This window comes from Kosakonia sp., assembly GCF_032104925.1.
Classification (GTDB): Bacteria; Pseudomonadota; Gammaproteobacteria; order Enterobacterales; family Enterobacteriaceae; genus Kosakonia.
The window spans coordinates 554191-573935 of sequence record NZ_DAMCGF010000001.1 but is presented as its reverse complement, the minus strand read 5'-3'; the positions used below and the strand labels follow the sequence as shown (position 1 = coordinate 573935).

The 19745-nt window shown below is 55.0% G+C and carries 17 protein-coding genes; 7 read left to right on the top strand and 10 right to left on the bottom strand.

Annotated features, from left to right (window positions below):
* Position 1: 1 nt before the first annotated feature.
* The 5 genes from RT644_RS02690 to nifJ form a co-directional block, all read right to left on the bottom strand.
* Positions 2-844: a helix-turn-helix transcriptional regulator gene (locus tag RT644_RS02690; protein ID WP_313625506.1), complete on the bottom strand. Its 843-nt coding sequence runs from the start codon at positions 842-844 to the stop codon at positions 2-4.
* A gap of 50 nt (positions 845-894) precedes the next feature.
* Entirely contained in the window at positions 895-1758 is an 864-nt protein-coding gene (locus RT644_RS02685) for an MBL fold metallo-hydrolase (RefSeq protein ID WP_313625505.1), read from the bottom strand.
* A gap of 123 nt (positions 1759-1881) precedes the next feature.
* A complete protein-coding gene (locus RT644_RS02680) occupies positions 1882-2208 on the bottom strand; it encodes an antibiotic biosynthesis monooxygenase (protein ID WP_313625504.1) in 327 nt (108 codons plus the stop codon).
* Between the two features lie 68 nt (positions 2209-2276).
* On the bottom strand, positions 2277-2489 hold the full coding sequence (locus tag RT644_RS02675; protein WP_016495918.1) for a KTSC domain-containing protein: 213 nt from the start codon (positions 2487-2489) through the stop codon (positions 2277-2279).
* Between the two features lie 123 nt (positions 2490-2612).
* Positions 2613-6137, bottom strand: a complete 3525-nt coding sequence (gene nifJ / locus RT644_RS02670) for a pyruvate:ferredoxin (flavodoxin) oxidoreductase (RefSeq protein WP_313625503.1) — start codon at positions 6135-6137, stop codon at positions 2613-2615.
* A gap of 235 nt (positions 6138-6372) precedes the next feature.
* On the opposite strand from nifJ, the gene RT644_RS02665 reads away from it, so the two are divergent.
* The 3 genes from RT644_RS02665 to RT644_RS02655 all read left to right on the top strand — a co-directional run bounded on the left by RT644_RS02665 (position 6373) and on the right by RT644_RS02655 (position 8897).
* On the top strand, positions 6373-6567 hold the full coding sequence (locus RT644_RS02665) for a CPCC family cysteine-rich protein (protein ID WP_072051622.1): 195 nt from the start codon (positions 6373-6375) through the stop codon (positions 6565-6567).
* 298 nt (positions 6568-6865) lie between these two features.
* Positions 6866-8383 carry a sensor domain-containing diguanylate cyclase gene (locus RT644_RS02660; RefSeq protein WP_313625500.1) on the top strand — a complete coding sequence of 506 codons (1518 nt, stop codon included), beginning with the start codon at positions 6866-6868 and terminating at the stop codon, positions 8381-8383.
* Between the two features lie 247 nt (positions 8384-8630).
* The gene (locus RT644_RS02655; RefSeq protein WP_313625498.1) at positions 8631-8897 is read left to right on the top strand and encodes a DUF333 domain-containing protein; all 267 of its coding nucleotides are present in this window, start codon (positions 8631-8633) and stop codon (positions 8895-8897) included.
* On the opposite strand, the gene hslJ is transcribed toward RT644_RS02655, so the two are convergent.
* The 3 genes from hslJ to RT644_RS02640 form a co-directional block, all read right to left on the bottom strand.
* Positions 8891-9313 (bottom strand): heat shock protein HslJ, encoded by a 423-nt coding sequence (gene hslJ / locus RT644_RS02650; RefSeq protein WP_313625496.1) that lies wholly within the window; start codon positions 9311-9313, stop codon positions 8891-8893. The two genes, RT644_RS02655 and hslJ, sit on opposite strands and share 7 nt — an antisense overlap.
* A gap of 110 nt (positions 9314-9423) precedes the next feature.
* A complete protein-coding gene (locus RT644_RS02645) occupies positions 9424-10413 on the bottom strand; it encodes a 2-hydroxyacid dehydrogenase (RefSeq protein WP_313625494.1) in 990 nt (329 codons plus the stop codon).
* 120 nt (positions 10414-10533) lie between these two features.
* Positions 10534-10719 (bottom strand): hypothetical protein, encoded by a 186-nt coding sequence (locus RT644_RS02640; RefSeq protein WP_016495924.1) that lies wholly within the window; start codon positions 10717-10719, stop codon positions 10534-10536.
* Positions 10720-10890: 171 nt separating this feature from the next.
* Between RT644_RS02640 and RT644_RS02635 the strand changes: the two genes are divergently transcribed.
* The 3 genes from RT644_RS02635 to RT644_RS02625 are packed head-to-tail and all read left to right on the top strand — an operon-like array spanning position 10891 to position 14052.
* A complete protein-coding gene (locus RT644_RS02635) occupies positions 10891-13530 on the top strand; it encodes a YdbH family protein (RefSeq protein WP_313625492.1) in 2640 nt (879 codons plus the stop codon).
* Entirely contained in the window at positions 13527-13718 is a 192-nt protein-coding gene (locus RT644_RS02630; RefSeq protein WP_045508132.1) for a YnbE family lipoprotein, read from the top strand. Before RT644_RS02635 ends, RT644_RS02630 begins: the two co-directional genes overlap by 4 nt.
* Before the next feature lie 7 nt (positions 13719-13725).
* Positions 13726-14052, top strand: coding sequence for a YdbL family protein (locus RT644_RS02625; RefSeq protein ID WP_016495927.1), 327 nt, complete (start codon positions 13726-13728; stop codon positions 14050-14052).
* Positions 14053-14269: 217 nt separating this feature from the next.
* Here RT644_RS02625 and azoR read toward each other — a convergent pair whose 3' ends face one another.
* The gene (gene azoR / locus RT644_RS02620) at positions 14270-14875 is read right to left on the bottom strand and encodes an FMN-dependent NADH-azoreductase (RefSeq protein ID WP_313625489.1); all 606 of its coding nucleotides are present in this window, start codon (positions 14873-14875) and stop codon (positions 14270-14272) included.
* A gap of 201 nt (positions 14876-15076) precedes the next feature.
* On the opposite strand from azoR, the gene hrpA reads away from it, so the two are divergent.
* A complete protein-coding gene (gene hrpA, locus RT644_RS02615; RefSeq protein WP_313625487.1) occupies positions 15077-18979 on the top strand; it encodes an ATP-dependent RNA helicase HrpA in 3903 nt (1300 codons plus the stop codon).
* A gap of 105 nt (positions 18980-19084) precedes the next feature.
* Here the strand turns inward: hrpA and RT644_RS02610 are convergent, their stop codons facing one another.
* Positions 19085-19744 carry an O-methyltransferase gene (locus RT644_RS02610; RefSeq protein WP_016495931.1) on the bottom strand — a complete coding sequence of 220 codons (660 nt, stop codon included), beginning with the start codon at positions 19742-19744 and terminating at the stop codon, positions 19085-19087.
* Position 19745 lies beyond the last annotated feature (1 nt).

Here is a 19745-nt window from a genome sequence, read left to right as displayed (position 1 = left end):
TTTAGCGAAAAACGGAAGGTTCTGCGCCGTAGCGTTTACTGAACTGACGGCTGAAACTGGCGACCGACGCGTAGCCAACACGCGCGGCAACTGTTTTTATCGGTATGCGGGTTGTCATCAGTAACTGAAGCGCACCGGCAATGCGTGCATCGGTGATCACTGCGCTGAGCGTGGTATTTTCAGCCGCAAGACGGCGGCGAAGTGTGGCGCCGCTAATATTGAGCCGCTCTTCAATCTCACCGGTAGACCAGTGATGCGCCGGATCACTGCTTACCATGTTGCGTATCATCATGGCGATGCCCGGCGGCTGAAGACGCAACAAACCGTGATGTCCCATCTCAAACAATCTGATCACAAGCTCAAGCATTGCATGTATTGATAGTGCCCTGTTTCCGGCCCGCAGCGAGGCGACCCAGCGGGTCATCGGGGCGATAAATTGTGCCAGCGGTTCAGCGGCGACGTTCCCGGGCGTTGCCGGGGGTAAAACGCGCAGTAACAGCCGGGCGGCCTCCAGTTGCTCCTCGGCCATTAACACCGTCAGCGCGAGAAACTCGCCGCTGTCGGGATCGGGCGTACACTCAATATCAATGCTACGGGCGTTGGGGAATACCAGCATCTCGCCGGGCGGTACGCAGAGCCACTGATTCTGCTCGCGGTAACGAAACGTGCCGCGCAGGGGGAAGGAGAAGGTCGCACCGTCGACCTGAAACTTATTAACCTGCCAGCTTTGCATGGCGCGCAGGCAACAGCAGGGGAAGGCGAGTTCTGAACAGGCCAGCTCCAGTAATTCATTGAGCAGGATTTCTGTTTCGCGTGCATCGGCGTGTAAAGCGGGGCTTATCATTCGATCTTCTCTGCAAGGCCGGTTCCGGCAGGTTTTCCTGCCGGAGAAACTTACATCGCGTAATGCAACGCGTAGCTTTTACCGCTACGGCTAAGTTTTGCCGTGGTCGGGAGGTTAAAGTGCATACCGCAAACGACAATATTATCTGTCGCGACGCGATCCAGCAGGGCGCTGCGCGTTTTGGCTGCCAGCGCCGGGTCGCGGTCATAAGCAATCGAGACATCAGGCCGGGCTATCTGAATGTGCGGGAAATGGACAATATCTCCCCAGATAAGCAAAGCGTCGTTCTCATTGCCAAGCAGAAAACCGCTGTGACCTGGGGTATGACCAAAAAGCGGCACCGCCTGAATACCGGGCAGAATATCCTCTTGCTTAAAGGTCACCAGCCGGTCGTCGTACGCGCTGAATGCATTCCTTGCGATGTCATATGAGCGCTTGAGCCCCTCCGGTGCGCTGGCATACAGCGTTTCATCCCGCCAGAAGGCGAGCTCTTTCTCATGCACGAACAGGCGCTGCACGTTACTGAACAGCGGTGTCTGCTGCGGGCCGGCAAGACCGCCAATGTGATCGCGGTGACCGTGGGTTAACAGGACGGTATCGATACGGCGGGGATCAATGCCCGCTGTGGCGAGGGCAGCCGGTAACGCGCCGCTTGCGCCGTCGGGCGTACCGGTTCCACTATCGATGAGAATGGTGTGTCCGGCGGTTTCGACCACGCAGGCATTAATATTCATGCGCGGCAGGGGCGAAACGCCACTGGCGGTCAGTAACGCTTCGGCCTGGTCGGTTTCAATACCGTTCAACAGCGCAAAATTGCCTTCAAGGTAACCGTCACTGAGTATCGTGACGGTGATGTCCTGCAATTGCTGGCGTTTAATTACGGGCGTTGGCTCAAGCGTCCGGGATGTCATCATAATCCTCGCTTTGTTTTCATCACATTCCGTTGAATGTCGAATACAGCGTAACGAAAAAGCGTGCGCTTATTTGTTCAATGCGGTGCGTTTTGCGCTCATTGTGCGTGGTGCACGAGCACACTGTTACTCGTCCTGCGCCTGAAAAGAATACTCTTTTTCCACCAGGCAGATGCGGGTCGTGAACGAGTGATACCACTTTTCACGCCCGGTTTTCTGCGCAATCAGATGCCCGGCGTTCATCTTCCAGTTTTTGATAGCGTCAAGCGATGTCCAGTAAGAGACGGTAATACCAACCTCTTCACGGGCGGAATCTACGCCCAGGAAACCGGGTTGAGTCACCGCCAGTTCCATCATGCGATCGGACATGGCGCCGTAGCCATCATCAACGGCGGTGCGCACGGAGGTGAAAATCACTGCGTAATAGGGAGTGGGGTGGTTAAATGCTGGCATGGCGATTCCTGATGCGGGTTGTCTGCTCTCCATCCTGACAGGAATTTTACGCAGCGGTAGCTACCTGTTCAGGCGACTTTTCTTTCCGGATATTTGCCTTTTACCACGCCATCATAAAAACGGCCTTTGGACACCACGGTAAGAAACAGGGAAAAGATACGTTCCGGCACGCCCTGATACTGGTAGACACTTTTATCGTGAAAACAGATTTCCAGCGTGCGGGTGCGTTCGTCATAACCGACAGAAGCGATGCGTGATGAGGTAACTGAGTGATGATGCATAAATTCGCTCCTTGTCGTGCGGACTGAAATTGTGATTATCAGCGCGCTTCCTGCGGGTGTCATGCTAAATCGGTGCGTTAAAAAAGCCACCGGCGTTAACCGGTGGCTTTTTCAGCGGCTGGCTTACTCCGCTGCGTTTTTCTCCGCTTTCCCTGCCAACCGGGCCAGGAAGTCATAGCGTTTTTGCAGGTCGGCTGCGGCATCTTTCCATAATTGTTCCGCCACTTCCGGCTGCTGGGCATTGAGACGACGGAAACGCTGCTCATTAAGCAGGGTCTCCGCCAGCGCATCGGACGGCGGCCGCGAGTCCAGCGCCAGCGGAACTTTCCCTTCTTCCTCACGGCGCGGATCGTAGCGGTACAGCGGCCAGAAGCCGGTCGCGGTGAGCTGGCGCATCTGATCGTGGCTCAGCGCCAAATCATAGCCGTGCTCTTCACAGGGGCTGTAAGCAATAATCAACGACGGGCCGGGGTAGGCTTCTGCTTCCTGAATGGCTTTCACCGTCTGATTAAGCTGCGCGCCGAGCGAAATCTGCGCGACGTAAACGTGGCCGTACATCATCATGCTGACGCCCAAATCTTTGCGCGCCTTGCGTTTGCCATGCTCGCCAAATTTGGTCACCGCACCGAGCGGGGTGGCTTTTGAGGCCTGGCCGCCGGTGTTGGAGTAACACTGGGTATCCAGCACCAGAATATTGACGTTCTCGGTCAGGCTCAGCACATGATCGAGGCCGCCAAAGCCGATATCGTACGCCCAGCCGTCGCCGCCAATCAGCCAAATTGATTTTTCGACCAGCGCATCGGCATCGATCAACAGCTGTTGCGCACCTTCCACAGACGCCAGCGCGGTGCGCAGCTCTGCCACCTGTGCGCGGCGCGCTTCCGGGGTCGCTTCCGCGTGCAATGCCGCGTTCAGTTCCGCCGGAATATGTTCAGCGAATTGATCAACTAATCGCATAACACGCTGGCGGTGCTGATCCACACTTAAGCGGAACCCAAGGCCGAACTCGGCGTTATCTTCAAACAGCGAGTTCGCCCACGCCGGCCCGCGCCCGTTTTCATCGGTGGTGTAAGGCGTCGAAGGCAGGTTACCGCCATAAATCGATGAACAACCGGTGGCATTGGCGATCATCATGCGGTCGCCATACAGTTGCGTCAGCAGTTTGATATACGGCGTTTCGCCGCAGCCTGAGCACGCCCCGGAATACTCAAACAGCGGGGTAATCAACTGCGAGGTACGAATGTCGATGCGCTCCAGTTTGCTGCGGTCGATCTCCGGCAGGTCGAGGAAGAAGTCGTAATTCACTTTCTCTTCTTCAACGTGTTCAAGGCGCGACATCATGTTGATGGCTTTGATGTCCGGGTTCTGGCGATCTTTTGCCGGGCAAACTTCCACACACAGATTACAGCCGGTGCAATCTTCCGGCGCGACTTGCAGCACATATTTCTGCCCGCGCATATCGCGGGATTTCACATCCAGTGAATGCAGGCTCGACGGGGCGTTTTCCATCGCCTGCGGCGAGACCACTTTGGCGCGGATCGCCGAGTGCGGGCAGGCGGCAACGCAGTGGTTACACTGGGTACAAAGCTCCTCTTTCCAGACTGGGATCTCTTCGGCGATATTGCGTTTCTCCCAGCGCGTGGTGCCCACCGGCCAGGTGCCGTCCGGCGGCAGCGCGGAGACCGGCAATGCATCGCCAAGACCGGCCAGCATGGCCGCCGTCACGGTTTTGACAAAATCGGGTGCCGAATCAGAGACCACCGGCGGGCGATGGGCACTTTGCGGATTAACCGCTTCCAGCGGCACTTCGAACAGCGATTCGCGGGCCATCGCCAGCGCCTGCCAGTTTCGCTCCACCAGCTCCTGACCTTTACTGCTGTAGCTTTTGGCAATCGCACCCTGCAATTCAGCCAGCGCGCTGTCGCCCGGCAGAATATTTGTGAGATGGAAGAACGCCATTTGCATGACGGTGTTAATACGGGCGGCAAGTCCACATTCACGGGCGATTTTCGCGGCGTTAATCACATAGAGACGCGCTTTTTTCTGGTTGAGCACCGCCTGCACATCCTGCGGCAAACGTGACCAGACTTCATCGGCGCTGTAAGGCGTGTTGAGCAGGAAAATACCGCCCGGTTTCAGGCGCTCGGCCATTGGGTACTTATCGATAAACTGCAACTGGTGGCAACCGACAAAATCCGCCTGCGACACCAGATAAGCCGAGTTGATCGGTTTTTCACTGACGCGCAGGTGCGAAACCGTCAGGCCGCCAGCCTTTTTCGAGTCATAGACAAAATAACCCTGCGCATACCACGGCGTAGAGTTACCGATAATCTTGATATTGTTCTTGGTCGCAGACACGCTACCGTCACTGCCAAGCCCATAGAACAGCGCTTCTAATTTCGCATGCGACGGCAGGGTGTTTTCCGGTAGCGGCAGAGAAAGGTTGGTCACATCGTCGTAAATACCGACGGTAAAACGCGGTTTGGGCTTCGCCGCGCGCAGCTCGTTAAAAATGGCCAGCACGCATTCGGGGCCAAACTCTTTTGACGAAAGACCGTAACGCCCGCCAATCACCCGCGGCAGAGTTTCCCGCTCGCCGTTATTAAACGCCTCTGCCAGCGCGGTCATCACATCCAGATACAGCGGTTCGGCCAGGGCGCCCGGTTCTTTGGTGCGATCCAGCACGGCCACGGTTTTCGCGCTTTCCGGCAACACGGACAACAGATGCGCGGCGCTGAACGGGCGATAGAGGCGCACTTTCAACACGCCGACTTTTTCCCCGCGCGTCAGCAGCTCATCGACCACCTCTTCGCAGGTACCGATCGCCGAGCCCATCAGCACGATCACGCGATCGGCTTGCGGGTGACCATAATATTCAAAAGGTTTGTACTGCCGCCCGGTGGCGGTAGCGAAATCGTCCATCGCCTGCGCAACGTGCGCGTACACCGCGTTGTACCACGGGTTGGTCGCTTCGCGAGACTGGAAATAGGTGTCCGGGTTGGCAGAAGTACCACGGATCACCGGATGTTCCGGGTTGAGCGCGCGGGCACGATGCGCATCAATTTCCGCCTGAGGAAGCAGGTTGCGAATGGTGTCATCCGCCAGCGGCACGATTTTGTTAATTTCGTGCGAGGTGCGAAAACCATCAAAGAAATGAATGAATGGCACCCGGCTTTTCAGGGTTGCCATGTGCGAAATGAGCGCGAAATCTTGTGCTTCCTGCACGCTACCGGCAGCGAGCATCGCACAACCGGTCTGGCGAACCGCCATCACGTCGGAATGATCGCCAAAAATAGAGAGCGCGTGGGTGGCAACGGTACGCGCGGCGACGTGCAGAACAAATGGCATTAACTGGCCCGCCAGCTTGTAAAGCGTGGGGATCATCAGCAGCAAACCCTGCGATGAGGTAAACGAGGTGGAGAGCGCACCGGTCTGCAAAGCTCCGTGTACGGCGGCAATCGCCCCCGCTTCCGACTGCATTTCCACGACGCGCGGCGTGTCGCCCCAGATATTTTTCAGGCCGTTTCCGGCCCAGGCATCGGCCTGTTCAGCCATCGTCGAGCTGGGAGTAATGGGGTATATGGCGATAACTTCACTGGTGCGGAAAGCGACTGACGCGACCGCGCCATTACCGTCAATAGTAATCATATGGCACCCTTGCATTGCTCAATAGAAAGGGGCTTGTGAAACGGCGGCAAGCCCTGTAGTTATCCTGTTATTTTAGCAAACCGCTGCGCGCGCAATTTTCGCTTTTGTGTCCTGAGGTATAACGGGAATCAATGAATTGCGATTTAATGGCAGGTGATGGCGAGACCTGGTGACATGTGTGCAGGCGTTGCCTGTTACTCTCGCGCCGGAATGCATTTAATGAGGGAGAAAATCAATGACAAGACAGCTTCTGCGCTGCCCTTGCTGCGGTGGCGAAACGCTTACAGAAAGCGGTGCGTGGGAGATCTGCCCTGTTTGCCACTGGGAAGATGATCCGCTGCAGGCAGACAACCCCGATTTGGCTGGTGGGGCTAATGCGCAGAGTCTTAATGACGCTAAAAAAGCGTATCGTCGACAATTTCCCGCATAAATTGGGCGTGTAAAGCAGCAACGATCGTCGCGCTGCACGATAATAGAACGTGGAATCATCGCAATAACCATGTACGGTAAATGATGGCGGTGGGTAATCGCACCTTGTTTAAAAGAGAATGGTCATCTGTTCTTAACAAACAAGGATTTGCAATCCTGCTATTATCGGCCGTTGCGTTTGAGTACAGTAAATAACTTAATGAATTAAATGCTCTCAAACCTTTAGATGTGTGTTTTTGATACTTAAGATTTACAGTTACAGTCGTGCTTGTGAAGGAGTCGTAGCGGGTAAAAATAAGATGAAAAAAGAGATCTTTTTTGCGGCAAGTTTCATTACTGTTGTCTTTTTCGCGATATCCATCACGCTGATTGTTCAGATCCTGAGTACCAAAAACCATACGCGGAATGAACTTAATACGAATATATCCAACCTGAGCCATACCCTCGATACCTATTCAGAGGGAATTATCCGGCAAAGCGAGATGTTGATAAAAAACATTTCTGACATAACGGAAATATATGGCATGGATCCCGCGCAGTTAGTGAATATTAAGAAAATACTCGCCGACCAGAACCTGCTTCTCACCCAGTTAAATAACATTATTATTTATGATGATAAAGGAAATAAAGTTATCGCTTTGCAGGAGAATTTTTGGGGCAGGAGTAATAGCGCTGACCGCTTTTTCTTCATCCATCACAGGGATAATAATTCAAAGGACATCTTTATCGGCCCGCCCGTGGTGAGCAGAACAAATGGCCAGTGGGTGATCACCGTGAGTCGACGGCTGGAGGATAACGAAGGGAATTTTAAAGGGGTTGCTGTATTGACGCTGAACATCGCCAATTTTTTGCAAACCTATGGAAAGCTGGACATTGGAAAGCAGGGCGCGATTGCGTTAACCAGCGACGCGGGGATCGTGCTTTTACGTTATCCTTTTGATGATAAATATATGGGTAAGGAAATTTCGGACTCGCCATTATTTACGGATTATTTAAAAAGAGAGAATTCCGGGATCGCAACGTCAGTGTCGCGTTTCGATAAAATAGAGCGCATTTATTCATTTCAAAAAAATAAACGCTATGGTTTGGTGACAACCGTTGCCGTTAGCATCGATGAAGCCATGGCTTCATGGCGTCGTCAGTCTGAAATTCTTGCTGCGATCATTCTGTTTCTTATCGGCTGCGTCAGTTTCTCCAGCTATTACCTTATTCAGGATGTTCGCAACCGTATCCGCATCGGCAAAGAGCTGTCGGCAGCAAAAGAGTCTCTGGCGTCTGAGAATGCCGAGTTGCAAGTGATGGCCACTGAAGATGGCTTAACCGGGCTGGCGAATCGGCGCAAATTCGATGAGGCTTTAGTGGACGAAGTGGCAAAATGTACCAGCAACAAACAGCAGATTGCACTGCTATTAATTGATGTCGATTACTTTAAAAAATATAACGACAATTACGGGCATATTGCCGGTGACGGCTGTTTACAGGCAGTCGCCGAAAATTTGAAAAAGACCATTAGCGAAACTTCTTTTCTGGCCGCCCGATATGGCGGAGAAGAGTTTGTGGTCATTCTGCCTGAAACGGATGCGAATTCCGCCGGAAATATTGCCAGAAAGATAGGCCATAATATTAAGCTTGCGAATATTCCCCACCAGCAAAGCCCGCTTGGCGTCGTGAGTGTGAGCATTGGTGTTGCCGCTGGATCTGCCGCCGCATTGAAGGGGCGCGAGGCGATGCTCATTGAATTCGCCGATGAGGCGCTTTACGCAGCGAAATCTTCAGGACGCGACCGTGTTGTTACCTCAAACCGCCAAATTGCGTGATGCGCCCAAAGCGTGCCATTCGTGGCGATGTAGCCTGCGGAACGCCTGCCACTGAACCTGAGCTGACGAACCCGCTGAATCGCGGTTTGCGACGAAATGTGTTCACCCGCCCAAAAAAACGCAAAAAAATGTTTCCAGGTCGCATAAAGATGCTTTTCAGCTCTCGACGTATTGCGTCTTGCTGCCTATGATGCTTGGGTTTCGCTTTTTTAAATTATCCTGAGGACACAGGGGCAGGGGGAGAGAAATGCGCGCAGCGTTTTTAGTAGGATGTGCCGCTTTATTATTATCGGCATGCAGCAGGGAACCCGTTCAGCAAGCGACTGCAGCACACGTAGCGCCGGGGCTTAAAGCCGCAATGTCAAATGGTGGTCAGGCGAACTGTGCGATGATTGGTGGTTCGTTGTCTGTTGCCCGGCAACTCGATGGTTCAATGGTGGGAATGTGCGCCTTACCAAATGGCAAACGCTGCAGTGAACAGTCGCTTGCCACCGGAAGCTGCGGCAGTTACTGAGCCTTCGCCGCGCGCGTGTAAATCAGGGTTTGCGTCGCCGTCGCCAGCGTCAGCTGGTTGTCAGTAAGATCAACCTGCGCGCCTTCGCTGAGCATCGCATTAATGGTGTGGTCCAGTTCATTACGCTGCTGGTCAGGGCAGAGCATCATGGTCATGCCCATCTGTTTGACGGTCAATTTGCCTTCAGAGAGTTTTCCCTGGCCCATAAAGCCGTTGCACATTTTGCCGGACACGCGCAGGTCTTTATCAAAACGGATTTCCGGGGCCGGGCCATTACCCTGCACGGCCTGGCCGTTCACGGTGGTCAGCACAAATCGTTGGTCTGCCAGTTGCTGTGGCTTCAATGTGTCGGTGCGGGAACTCACGCAGCCAGAAAGCACTACGCTCAACGCAACCAAAGTCATCATTTTCTTCATCTCGTCCTCTAAGGGGTTATCCATCACGTGGGGGATTCTAACAGGCTTAGCCTGGGCGTCATCGGGGTTTGTCCGAAAGGGTTCCGTGCAGGCAGGGGAACCCCGGACAATCAGGCCAGCACGTTCGGGCAGGTTTCGCCGTCGCGTAACTGGCGCAGGTTTTCCAGCGTTGTTTCGGAAATGCTAATCAACGCCTCGGCCGTCAGGAATGCCTGATGACCGGTAAACAGCACGTTGTGACAGGCTGATAAGCGACGGAACACGTCGTCCTGAATAACATCGTTGGATTTATCTTCAAAGAACAGATCGCGTTCGTTTTCATATACATCCATTCCCAGCGCGCCGATTTTTTGCGTTTTCAGCGCTTCTATCGCCGCTTGTGAATCCACTAATCCACCGCGGCTGGTATTGATGATCATTACGCCATCTTTCATCTGAGCAAAGGCGTCGCGGTTAAGCAGGTGGAAGTTTTCTGGGGTGAGCGGGCAGTGCAGGGAGATAACATCCGCCTGCGAAAACAGCGTCGGCAGATCAACATACTCCACGCCAAGCTCCAGCGCCGCTGCGCTCGGGTACGGGTCGAACGCCAGCAGGCGCATGCCAAACCCTTTCAGAATGCGCAGGGCGGCAACGCCAATTTTACCGGTGCCGATAACGCCCGCCGTTTTACCGTACATGGTGAAACCGGTCAGCCCTTCCAGGGAGAAGTTAGCATCGCGGGTACGCTGATACGCGCGGTGAATGCGACGGTTCAGGGTCATCATCATGCCAATGGCATGCTCTGCCACCGCTTCCGGTGAGTAGGCCGGAACACGCACGACCTGCAACCCCAGCTCTTTTGCCGCGTCGAGATCAACGTTGTTGAACCCGGCACAGCGCAGGGCGATAAACTTCACGCCGAGCTTTTTCAGCTCTTCCAGCACCGGGCGGCTGCCATCGTCGTTAACAAAAATACAGACCCCATCACAGCCGTTCGCGGTTTTGGCAGTCTTTTCGGTTAACAGAAAGTCGAAAAATTCAAGATCGTAGCCATATTTCTCGTTTACCTGCTGCAAATACTTTTTATCGTATTGCTTTGTGCTGTATATCGCGAGTTTCATAAGACTTTCTCCAATGGTTTTCTACCCACATTATCACGTTTTAAAATTATTATGTAAACGTTCAAATTTTATTGACAACCATGGGCGCGGTGAATGTGTCCAGTTTCAGTATATCCGCTGCTAGCGCAATTGTTTCAACGAGCCAATGGCGCTCCAGTTGATCGCCAGAGCGGTGAATACGCCGATAAGCCATGGAATTTTGGAGTCGTGAAAGTAGTTAGCACTGAGATAATCGCTGAAGGTAAAGCAGGTGAAAACGGTGGTACCGATAAACCAGCCGCGAATTAAAGAGCCTTTCGTGAACATACGCTGAATCCATAAGTAAATGATATTAAAGCACTATTTTCCGTAACTACTGAAAATGCACTCGCCAGACTATGATTAAAACGACTCGCGCCTTCAAAGGGGCGGTCAAACATGCCACAATAACCGCCAGAATCGGCTTAATCATATGCAAAATCAGGATATTAGCTACCCATGAAGGGTAAATACAAAGCCGCCATCGCACTGGTGTTACTGTTCCTTCTGTTGCCGCTTACGCTGCTGCTGACGCTTGCGCAATGGGTGCCGACGCTGGTCGGGATCTGGTTGCCAGCCGGCACGCGTATCGCGATGGAGGAGAGCCCGCGATTCACCCGACATGCGTTAAACATCCCCGATCTGCGCTATCTGGTCGGTGATTGTCAACTGGCATCATTACAGAACGCCGAACTCACACACCCCAGCCGCTGGCAGCTTCATATTGGCGCGCTGGATATTAACACCGCCTGCCTGAATAAACTGCCACAAAGTGAAACTGTTTCTGCCGCGCCGCGTACGCTGGCCGAATGGCAAGCCATGCTGCCTTATAGCTGGCTGACGGTGGAGCGTTTTACAGTTTCGCCATGGAAAACGTGGGCAGGTAAATTATCCGCCTCGTTGACACCGGATGTGCAGCAACTTACTTATTCTGGCGAGCGCGTTGATCTCCATGCCCGTTTGCGCGGGCAGACGCTGACGGTTAGCCGCATGGCGCTGCGTCTTGTCGATGATCAGCCGCCGTTTACGCTCGGTGGCGAATTTACCCTGCCGGATGTTCCAGACAGCGTACCCGTTAACGGACATATGGAAAGCACCTTAACCCTGTCGCAGCAGCCGGGCGTGGTGGATGTCGATCTCGACTGGCGCGATAACGAAGGGCAACTGGTGGTTATGGCGCGCGATCAGGGCGATCCGCTGCTCGATCTGCCGTGGCAGCTTACGCCCGAACAATTGACCATCAGCGATGGGCGCTGGAACTGGCCTTATCAGGGTTTTCCGCTAAGCGGTCGTGTTGGCTTGAAAGTGGATAACTGGCAGCAGGGGCTGGAAAAGGCGCAGTTCAGTGGCCGGTTAAACGTGCTGACGCAGGGCGACGCCGGGAAAGGCAATGCGGTGCTGACCATTGGCCCTGGTCGTCTTGGTATCGACAAGAATGATATGCCGCTGCAGCTGACCGGCGAAGCAAAGCAGGGCGATCTGGTGTTTTATGCGGTACTTCCCGCCCATCTGAGCGGCAGCGCTGACGATCCGCAACTGGCTTTTACGCCTGGCGCGCTGCTGCGCTCGCGCGGTCGGGTGATTGATTCGTTAAATATTGATGAAGTGCGCTGGCCGCTGGCGGGCGTTAAGTTGACTCAGCATGGTATTGACGGGCGTTTGCAGGCGATCCTTCGCGCGCATGAAAATGCGATGGGGGATTTCCGTCTGCATCTTGATGGTCAGGCGCAGGATTTTCTGCCGGATAACGGCCTGTGGCGCTGGCGCTACTGGGGCGACGGCAATTTCACGCCGATGAACGCACGCTGGGATGTCGCGGGTCGCGGCGAATGGAATAACAACACGATCACACTTAACGATCTCTCGACCGGCTTTGACCAGTTGCAATATGGCGCGATGCACATGGCTGCGCCCCGGTTAGTGCTGGATGCACCAGTAAAGTGGGTGCGTGACGCGGCAAATCCGCAATTCACCGGCGCACTGACGCTGGATGCCGGGCAAACCAGCTTCAGCGCGGGAAGTGTCTTACCGCCTTCGACCTTGACATTCAGCGTCGAAGGCAACGATCCAACCATGTTCCAGTTTAAGGGGGCGTTGCAGGCCGACACGATTGGCCCGGTACAGGTTAATGGCCGCTGGGACGGTGAGCGTTTACGCGGGCAGGCATGGTGGCCGCGCCAGGCGCTCTCGGTATTCCAGCCGCTTATTCCCCCGGACTGGAAAATGAAGCTGCTCAATGGCGCACTGTATGCGCAGGTCGCCTTTTCCGCCGCAGCGGACCAGGGTTTTGAAGCGGGCGGTCACGGTGTGCTAAAAAGCGGCAGTGTCTGGACGCCGGACAACCAAATCAGCGGCGTCGATTTTGTGCTGCCATTCCGCTACCGAGAAGGGCGCTGGCAACTGGGAACCCACAGACCGGTTTCATTGCGCATCGGTGAGATAACAAACCAGGTGACGGCGAAAAACATCACCGCTGATTTGCAGGGCGCGTGGCCGTGGAGCGAGGATAATCCGCTCGTTTTAAGTGATGTCAGCGTCGATGTACTGGGCGGAAAAGTGACCATGCAGCAGCTACGTATGCCGCAGCACGACCCGGCACTGCTGCGTCTGAAGCACATTTCCGCCAGTGAGTTGATAAGCGCAGTGAATCCGAAGCAGTTCGCGCTTTCCGGGCCGTTTGACGGCGCGCTGCCGCTGTGGCTGGATAACCCGCAATGGATCATTAAAGATGGCTGGCTGCATAACCCTGGCCCGATGACGCTGCGGATCGATAAAGATACCGCTGATGCGGTGGTGAAGGACAACATGGCTGCGGGCGCGGCGATTAACTGGCTGCGCTATATGGAAATTTCCCGCTCATGGACGAAGATCAATCTGGATAATTTGGGGCTGCTGACGCTGCAGGCCACCCTGCGCGGCACCAGTTTTGTCGATGGCAAAAGCAGTACCGTGAATTTGAACTATACCCATGAGGAGAATGTATTCACCTTATGGCGCAGTTTACGTTTTGGCGACAATTTGCAGTCATGGCTTGAGCAACACGCGGCGCTACCGCAAGCCCGCTGCGCGAAGGGCGAAGAATGTGAGGATAAAAAATGAGAACCCTGAAAGCCGTGCCCGTAGTGATGGCGACAATGCTGCTGGCTGCCTGCACGCCGCGTATTGAGGTGGCGGCGCCGAAGGAGCCGATCACCATCAATATGAACGTGAAGATCGAGCATGAAATTCACATCAAAGTGGATAAAGACGTCGAAACCCTGCTGAAAACCCGCAGCGACTTGTTCTGAGGCGATGATGAAAAAACGTGTCATAAGCGCGCTGCTGGCCGTTGGTCTTTTCAGCGCAACCGCTCAGGCGCTGACGCTTGATGAGGCCCGCACCCAGGGGCGCGTCGGTGAAACACTCAATGGCTATGTCGCGCCGATAAGCCAGGATAAAGAGACGCTGGCGCTGGTGGAGCGCATTAACAAAGCGCGCACTGAGAGCTACCAGCAACTGGCCGATCGCAACAACATCGCGGTGGATGACGTGGCCAGAATGGCCGGACAGAAACTGGTGGAACGCGCGAAGCCCGGCGACTACGTGCAGGGCATTAACGGTAAATGGATGAAGAAACCGTAAGCGGCGCGTTACCTTCCTGAGCAAGGTGCTGGGGCAACCTGCCAGCGCTTTCGCACTCCGGTGAATCAGCCACCGCGTCATGGGTTTGATAAAAAAGCGGGATGTGTCGTAACCACAGGCGGCGCGGGTAAGCATCCAGCCGATAATATTGCGGAAGGTGAATAGCCGGAAAAGCGGGGAAAAGCACCCTCCCACCAGGAGGTGAGAGGGGGAAATCTTAAGCAGCCACCAGGCTGTCGATTGCGGCTTTGGCGTCGGTCTGCGCTTTGGTCGCCACTTCCGGACCGTAAGCAATGCCTTCTGCGAAGACAAAGTTCACATCGGTAATGCCGATAAAGCCGAGGAACAATTTCAGGTACGGCGCAACCAGATCGGACGGGGTGTCTTTATGGATACCGCCACGGCTGGAAACCACGATGACGCGTTTACCTTTCACCAGACCTTCCGGACCCGCTTCAGTATAACGGAACGTCACGCCAGCACGCGCCACCAGATCGAAGTAGTTTTTCAGTTGCGTCGGGATGTTGAAGTTGTACATCGGGGCGTTAATGACAATCACGTCATGCGCTTGCAGCTCAGCAATCAGCTCGTCGGAGAGTGCCAGTGCTTCCTGCTGACGCGGTGTCAGCGGGGCATCGCTCGGGCGCAGCGCGCCAACCAGTTCGCCATCCAGCACCGGGATCGGATTAGCGGCCAGGTCACGCACGGTAATGGGATCCGCCGCGTGTTTTTCACGCCACTGTTCAACGAAATAATCGGCTAACTGACCAGACTGTGAGTACCCTGCCAGAATACTGGATTTAAGAACTAAAACTTTGCTCATTGGGTGTTTCCTTTATTGTATTTGCAATGGGTTGCCCCGTGACGTCATGACACTCTATTCACAAAATCTCTACATGAATAGCGCAATATATCGAATCCTATGTTCGAATTTCTTGAACAAGAAAAGGATTGCGGCGATGTGCTATCCTACTGCGATTGCGAACTTAAGATGTTTCCCGGCAGTGCTCTGCCCAATAACGCTATGACAGAACAACAGAAATTGACGATTACCGATCTCAGCGCGCAGCTCAGCACCCTGATGCTACGCGACCAGCAGCGCTTCGCCCGCCGCCTGCATGGCAGCAAGAAAGTTAAAAATCCTGAATCTCAGCAAGCACTGCTGCAGACGCTGGCGCAAGAGATAAACGAAGCCGCCGGAAAAGTGGCGCAGCGCGAAGCTGCGCGCCCGACCATTGATTACCCGGACAACCTGCCGGTCAGCCAGAAAAAACAGGCGATCCTGGAAGCTATCCGCGATAACCAGGTGGTGATTGTGGCGGGCGAAACCGGCTCCGGTAAAACCACGCAATTACCGAAAATTTGCATGGAGCTGGGGCGCGGCATTAAAGGGTTGATTGGTCACACTCAGCCGCGTCGTCTGGCGGCGCGCACCGTTGCCAACCGTATTGCCGAAGAGCTGAAAACCGAACCGGGCGGTTGCATTGGCTATAAAGTGCGTTTCAGCGATCACGTTAGCGACAACACCATGGTCAAGCTGATGACCGACGGTATTCTGCTGGCGGAAATCCAGCAGGATCGCTTGCTGATGCAGTACGACACCATCATTATCGATGAGGCGCACGAACGCAGCCTGAACATCGATTTTCTGCTGGGTTATCTGCGTGAATTACTGCCGCGCCGCCCGGATCTGAAAATTATCATCACCTCCGCCACCATTGATCCGCAACGTTTCTCGCGCCATTTCAATAATGCGCCGATTATCGAAGTCTCCGGGCGCACTTACCCGGTGGAAGTGCGCTATCGGCCGATTGTTGAAGAAGCGGATGACACGGAACGCGACCAGCTTCAGGCGATATTCGATGCGGTGGATGAGCTTGGGCGCGAAAGTGCAGGCGATATTCTGATCTTTATGAGCGGCGAGCGGGAAATCCGCGACACCGCTGATGCCCTGAGCAAGCGCGATCTGCGCCACACGGAGATCCTGCCGCTGTATGCGCGTTTATCAAACAGTGAGCAAAACCGCGTATTCCAGCCGCACAGCGGGCGGCGCATCGTGCTGGCGACCAACGTGGCGGAAACGTCGCTGACCGTACCGGGCATCAAATATGTCATTGATCCGGGTACGGCGCGCATCAGCCGCTACAGCTATCGCACCAAAGTGCAGCGTTTGCCGATTGAGCCGATTTCACAAGCCTCTGCCAACCAGCGTAAAGGGCGCTGCGGCCGCGTGTCGGAAGGGATCTGTATTCGTCTCTATTCAGAAGATGATTTCCTGTCACGCCCGGAATTTACCGATCCGGAAATTCTGCGCACCAACCTGGCATCGGTCATTCTGCAAATGACGGCTTTAGGGCTCGGTGATATCGCCGCCTTCCCGTTTGTTGAAGCGCCGGATAAACGCAATATTCAGGACGGTGTTCGCCTGCTGGAAGAGTTGGGCGCGATCACCACCGACGAGCAGCAGACCGCCTACAAACTGACGCCGCTGGGCCGCCAGCTATCGCAACTGCCGGTCGATCCGCGCTTAGCGCGTATGGTACTGGAAGCGCAAAAACATGGCTGCGTGCGCGAAGCAATGATCATTACCTCGGCGCTGTCGATTCAGGATCCGCGCGAAAGACCGCTGGATAAAAAGCAGGCTTCAGACGAGAAGCACCAGCGCTTTCATGATAAAGAGTCTGACTTCCTCGCTTTTGTGAACCTGTGGAATTACCTGGGCGAGCAGCAAAAAGCGCTCTCGTCAAACCAGTTCCGTCGTCAGTGCCGGGTGGATTACCTGAACTATCTGCGCGTGCGCGAATGGCAGGATATCTACACCCAACTGCGCCAGGTGGTGAAAGAGTTAGGGATCCCGGTCAACAGTGAGCCTGCGGAATATCGCGAAATTCATATCGCGCTGTTAACCGGTTTGCTGTCGCACATTGGTATGAAAGATGCCGATAAACAGGAATTTACCGGCGCGCGGAATGCCCGTTTTTCCATCTTCCCGGGCTCGGGTTTATTCAAAAAACCGCCGAAATGGACAATGGTTGCGGAACTGGTGGAAACCAGCCGTTTGTGGGGGCGCATCGCCGCGCGCATCGATCCGGAATGGGTTGAACCGGTAGCGCAGCACCTGATTAAACGTTCGTACAGTGAACCGCACTGGGAGCGGGCGCAGGGCGCGGTAATGGCAACGGAAAAAGTGACGGTTTATGGTCTGCCAATCGTTGCGGCGCGCAAAGTGAACTACAGCCAGATCGACCCGATGCTGTGTCGTGAGCTCTTTATTCGCCACGCGCTGGTCGAGGGTGACTGGCAAACCCGGCATGCTTTCTTTCGCGACAACCTGAAACTGCGCGCGGAAGTGGAAGAACTGGAGCACAAATCCCGCCGCCGCGACATTCTGGTGGACGACGAAACGCTGTTTGAGTTTTATGACCAGCGCATCAGCCACGAGGTGATTTCCGCCCGCCATTTCGACAGCTGGTGGAAAAAGGCCAGCCGTGAAGCCCCCGATCTGCTCAACTTCGAAAAGAGCATGCTGATTAAAGAGGGCGCAGAGGGCGTCAGTAAGCTCGATTACCCCAACTTCTGGCATCAGGGCAACCTGAAGCTGCGTCTGAGTTATCAGTTTGAACCGGGCGCGGATGCCGACGGCGTCACGGTACATATCCCGCTGCCGTTATTAAACCAGGTCGAAGAGAGCGGGTTTGAGTGGCAAATCCCCGGCCTGCGCCGCGAACTGGTGATTGCGCTGATCAAATCACTGCCGAAACCGACGCGGCGCAACTTCGTTCCCGCGCCAAACTACGCCGAAGCGTTTCTGGGGCGCGTTACACCGCTGGAACTGCCATTGCTGGATGCCCTTGAGCGCGAACTGCGCCGGATGACGGGGGTTACCGTCGATCGCGACGACTGGCACTGGGATCAGGTGCCCGATCACCTGAAAATCAGCTTCCGCGTAGTGGATGACAAGAACAAGAAGCTGCTGGAAGGGCGCTCGCTGGCCGAACTGAAAGAGCGCCTGAAAGGCAAAGTGCAGGAAACTCTTTCTGCGGTGGCCGATGACGGCATCGAGCAGAGCGGTTTGCATATCTGGAGTTTCGGCCAGTTGCCGGAAAGCTACGAGCAAAAACGCGGTAACTACAAGGTAAAAGCCTGGCCTGCGCTGGTCGATGAACGTGACAGTGTCGCGATCAAGCTGTTCGATAACCCGCAGGCGCAGCAACAGGCGATGTGGCGCGGTATCCGCCGCCTGCTGCTGCTAAATATTCCGTCGCCGATTAAATACCTGCACGAAAAATTGCCAAACAAAGCCAAGCTGGGGCTCTATTTCAACCCGTACGGCAAAGTGCTGGATTTGATTGATGACTGCATTTCCTGCGGCGTGGACAAACTGATTGATGACGCGGGCGGCCCGGTGTGGACGGAAGAGAGCTTCGCCGCGCTGCATGAAAAAGTGCGCGCCGAACTGAACGAAACGGTGGTGGAGATCGCCAAACAGGTCGAACAGATCCTGACGGCGGTGTTCAATATCAACAAGCGGCTGAAAGGGCGCGTGGATATGACCATGGCGCTCGGGCTGTCGGATATCAAAACGCAAATGAGCGGGCTGGTGTATCGCGGGTTTGTTACCGGCAACGGTTTCCGCCGTCTGGGCGACACGTTGCGTTACCTGCAAGCCATCGAGAAGCGGCTGGAAAAACTGGCCGTCGATCCACACCGCGACCGCGCGCAGATGCTGAAAGTGGAGCAGACGCAGCAAGCCTGGCAGCAGTGGCTGAATAAACTGCCGCCGGCACGCCGGGAAGATGAGGATGTCAAAGCGATCCGCTGGATGATCGAAGAGCTGCGCGTCAGCTACTTTGCGCAGCAACTGGGGACACCGTATCCCATCTCCGATAAGCGTATCCTGCAGGCAATGGAGCAGATTAGCGCCTGATGACAGATAGTCGCCCGGTTGCGATGCTTACCGGGCGACTATCATCGCTTTCGCGTGTTGCCAGCTAAGCGAGTTTCCCATCCGCAATGATTTGCACCGGTAACCTTACGCATTCACCCAGGCAAGCGTAAAGCCGTCCCATCCCTTGACGCCGACCGTTTGCATGGCAGTGGCCGTCAGGCGCGGGTCGGCGCCAATCATCTCGATGAATTTACGCACGCCCTGCACACTGGCATCGGTGGTCGTCGGGTTAGTCACTGCGCCGTCGCGCACCACATTATCGCCAATAATCAGCGTACCTGGACGGGCATAGTGCATCGCCCATTTCAGGTAGTTCGGGTTATTGGGTTTGTCGGCATCGATAAAAATCAGATCGAACGGCGGGCGTTCGCCGAGGTTTTCCAGCGTCTGCAGCGCCGGGCCTTCGGCAACGGTGACCTGATGCGCCACCCCGGCAAGCTGCAGGTTTTCACGCGCTATCGCCGCGTGTAGCGGATCGGCTTCCAGCGTCAGCAGTTCGCCGCCGGTTGGCAGCTCGCGCGCCATCCACACCGTGCTGTAACCGCCGAGCGTACCGATTTCAAGAATGCGCTTCGCCCGCACCATGCGCACAAACAGCGCCAGTAATTGCCCCTGAGCGGGCGAAACATCAATGGCCGGAAGCCCTGCGCGCTGGTTATTTGCCAGCACCTGCGTCAGGATTTCATCTTCCGGAATCAGCTGTTTTACTAAGTATTCGTCAACCGCGGACCACTTCTGCTGCATA